Origin of the sequence: Sphaerospermopsis aphanizomenoides BCCUSP55, from assembly GCF_001586785.1 — a bacterium.
GTDB classification, from domain to species: domain Bacteria; phylum Cyanobacteriota; class Cyanobacteriia; order Cyanobacteriales; family Nostocaceae; genus Sphaerospermopsis_A; species Sphaerospermopsis_A aphanizomenoides_A.
The window spans coordinates 1-3,461 of the sequence record NZ_LUFH02000196.1 but is presented as its reverse complement, the minus strand read 5'-3'; the positions used below and the strand labels follow the sequence as shown (position 1 = coordinate 3,461).

Below are 3,461 nucleotides of genomic sequence, written 5' to 3'. Positions count from 1 at the left end.
ATATATGCTACTAGATTGACACCCTAAATATTGAATTATTTTTTGAATAATAATTTCAATAAATTTGAAGTTATTTTCAACGTATGAGAACGTATTTTTGTAGTCTTCCTCAGCTAGACTCTGTAATTCATCAAATTTTGATACTGTCATGACTATTTGACTGTTTACTTAACAAACTGTAGGAATTTTAGCTTGCTCTATGCCCCAAAGCAAGTAAAAACTGCATTCAAAATACAAAAAATCTCACGCCCAAACACAAAAACACTCAAAATACTCTCCGTGCCTCTGCGTCTCTGCGTGAGATAAAATCTTAAATTACAACCACCGAGCCGCATCTTTAGCGTGGTAAGTTAAAATCAAATCAGCACCAGCCCGTTTAAACCCAGTCAAAGTTTCCATCACAACGCGCTGTTCATCAATCCAACCATTTAAAGCCGCAGCTTTCACCATCGCATACTCACCAGAAACATTGTAAGCAGCAACAGGTAAATTACTAGCTTCCTTGACGCGCCAGATAATATCCATGTATGCCAAAGCTGGCTTCACCATCAGCATATCAGCGCCTTCAGCAATATCCAACTCAATTTCTTTAATCGCTTCACGAGCATTACCAGGGTCCATTTGGTAAGTGCGTCTATCACCAAATTGAGGTGTAGAATCTGCTGCATCTCTAAACGGCCCATAATAAGCCGAAGCATATTTAGCAGCATAAGACATAATCGGGATATCTTCAAATCCCGCTTCATCTAAACCTGCACGAATTGCTTGGACAAAACCATCCATCATTCCCGAAGGTGCAATAATATCAGCACCGGCTTTAGCTTGAGAAACTGCGGTTTTCTTCAATAATTCCAAAGTTGGATCATTTAAAACCCTTCCTGTCAAATCACCAGTTTGTAAATAACCACAATGACCATGACTTGTATATTCACACAAACAGGTATCAGCCAGAATAATTAAATCAGGAACTGCTTCTTTTACTGCGGTTGCTGCTTTTTGAACAATACCACAATCATGCCAAGCACCTGTAGCATCTACGTCTTTATCTTCAGGAATTCCAAATAAAATAATTGCGGGAATACCTAAATCATAAACTTCCTTTGCTTCTTCAACAATTTTATCTACCGAAAGTTGATAAACTCCAGGCATAGATTTTACTTCTTTAGCAATACTTTCACCTGGAACAGCAAACAATGGATAAATCAAATCATTGGTTGTAAGAACGGTTTCACGTACCATGCGGCGTAGTTGGGGATGGGTACGTAAGCGACGGGGGCGATGTGTAGGAAACATATATTTCTATTCAGAAAAACTCAATGGACATAAAACAAAGCGTCACAAAAGCCACATTTTACTTTGTGACTTTCAGACAAACTAGAAACAGTGCTTAACTGTCTTTGCCCTACTGTTCATGAAGCTGTGGGGCAATTTTGTATTTTACAGCTTAGTTGGCACTTTCCTGGAAGAAATTTGCGAAAATAATCTTAAACTAAGAATTCAGAAGTCAGGAGTCAGGAGTCAGGAGTAAGAGGATGTTTGAAAAGTCTCTCATGGTGTATCAAATATTTTAAGATCCCCCTAAATCCCCCTTTTTAAGTGGGACTTTGAATCTAGTTCCCCCCTTATTAAGGGGGGTTAGGGGGGATCTAGAAGTGTTGAAAATAACCATCTCAAACTTTTAAAACAACCTCTAAGAATAATTGGTAAACTTCTTAATTTTGTATCCTGATATGATGAAATAAATACCTAATGAAAATGATGATTAAAAAACTCGGAAGATGAATGGATAGCGAAAGGGTGTATCAGGATTACCAAAAACTTTGATCAGGGCAACAATTGTTAATCCCCAGTGTAGCAAATATCCTAAACCAGCTAATGGTAATAATATCACCAATGGTAACACTAACCAACCAAGAAGAAAAAATAAAGATCCTAAAATTGCGCCATAAAACCAAACGTTAAAATGGAAATTTATAGACTCTTTGGCGTTGTCTTTTACAACCGGATCATCAGATATTATTAATAAAGCAATCGGTAAACCTACAGATACTATTGTGGTGCTGAAAAAAATTGCTCCGTGAGATAAGGCTGATAACAGTTTAAGATTATCGCTGTCGTACATTTTTGAGCGTCATTAATTTGTAGTTATTTATTATAACATCTTTGTTTAAACACTGATAAGTCAGGATGTTTGATTTTGTCTGAATCAGGATATCCAGGATTAGAGGATGTACAGGATGGTAATTTTTAGATTTTCTGTTGGTGATGAAAGTTGTATTTGTCTGAATCAGGATAACCAGGATTAGAGGATGTACAGGATGGTAGTTTTCAGATTTTTTATAATCATTCAGAAATAATCATTCAACAACATCCTGAAAAATCTCCAAGTTCCCAAAAAAACAATCATTTAAAAACATCTTCAAAAAATACCCAACTTCCCAACAAATAATCATTCAAAAACATCCTGTAAATCCTGAAATCCTGGACATCCTGATTCTGACAAATAAAATATCCAACTTCCCAACAAATAATCATTCAACAACATCCTGAAAATCCCAACTTACCAACAAACAATCGTTCAACAACATCCTGAAAATCCTTAAATCCTGGATATCCTGATTCAGACAAAAAAATTCTGATTCTAACTACTTACTTATATCATAATCATCATGATAAAATTATACAACTCTTTCATGCCATCATAATCATCTTAGCGATAGGTGGAGAAAAACAATTAACATCATTACGCAATTATCAAATTATCAAATCTATCGGAAAAGGTGGCTTTGGTGAAGTCTATTTAGCGCAACATTCCCAAACAGGGAAACTTGTCGCTTTAAAAGTAATGTTACCAGAAGTTGCACAGGATGAAAATCATGTACAAATGTTCCTCCGGGAAATTGAAAACATGAAAGCTTTAAAACATCCCAACGTTGTAGAATTATTTGATTATGGTTACGCAGAAAATATATTTTTCCTAGTGATGGAATATTACGAAGGTGGGAATGTTTATGATTTAATGCAGCAATTAGGAGGAAAATTACCCCTAGATATGTCTTTAGGAATTATCCTGCAAGTTTTAGACGGTTTAACATATACTCATCATGCAGAAATTCCTTATGTAAAATTAGCTAATGGTAGCTTTGCAAAAGGTAAGGGTTTAGTTCACCGGGATTTAAAACCTAATAATATTTTTCTCTGTAATATTGATGGTAAACTGACCGCAAAAATCGGTGATTATGGTTTAGCGAAATCTTTTGATTTAGCAGGTTTAAGTGGACAAACTTTTACCAAAAGAATGGGGGGTACACCTGGTTTTATTCCTCGTCAACAGGTGCTAAAATTTAAAGATGCAAAACCTGATGTAGATGTATGGGCAGCAGCAGCTTGTTTATATAATAGACATCTCCGAAAACTATCAAAGCCGCTTTGTGACTAGCTTACAAACTGCAAAAGAAAGG

At 35.8% G+C, this 3,461-nt stretch carries 3 protein-coding genes; 1 reads left to right on the top strand and 2 read right to left on the bottom strand.

The features are described 5' to 3' along the window. Positions 1–315: 315 nt before the first annotated feature. Together hemB and A0J48_RS26080 are read right to left on the bottom strand one after the other, a co-directional pair. Positions 316–1,293, bottom strand: coding sequence for a porphobilinogen synthase (gene hemB / locus A0J48_RS26085; protein ID WP_200327481.1), 978 nt, complete (start codon positions 1,291–1,293; stop codon positions 316–318). Between the two features lie 469 nt (positions 1,294–1,762). After that, a complete protein-coding gene (locus tag A0J48_RS26080) occupies positions 1,763–2,122 on the bottom strand; it encodes a DUF4870 domain-containing protein (protein WP_200327480.1) in 360 nt (119 codons plus the stop codon). A 510-nt stretch (positions 2,123–2,632) separates the two neighbouring features. Here A0J48_RS26080 and A0J48_RS26075 point away from each other — a divergent pair. After that, positions 2,633–3,439, top strand: coding sequence for a serine/threonine-protein kinase (locus A0J48_RS26075; RefSeq protein ID WP_200327482.1), 807 nt, complete (start codon positions 2,633–2,635; stop codon positions 3,437–3,439). Positions 3,440–3,461: the final 22 nt, after the last annotated feature.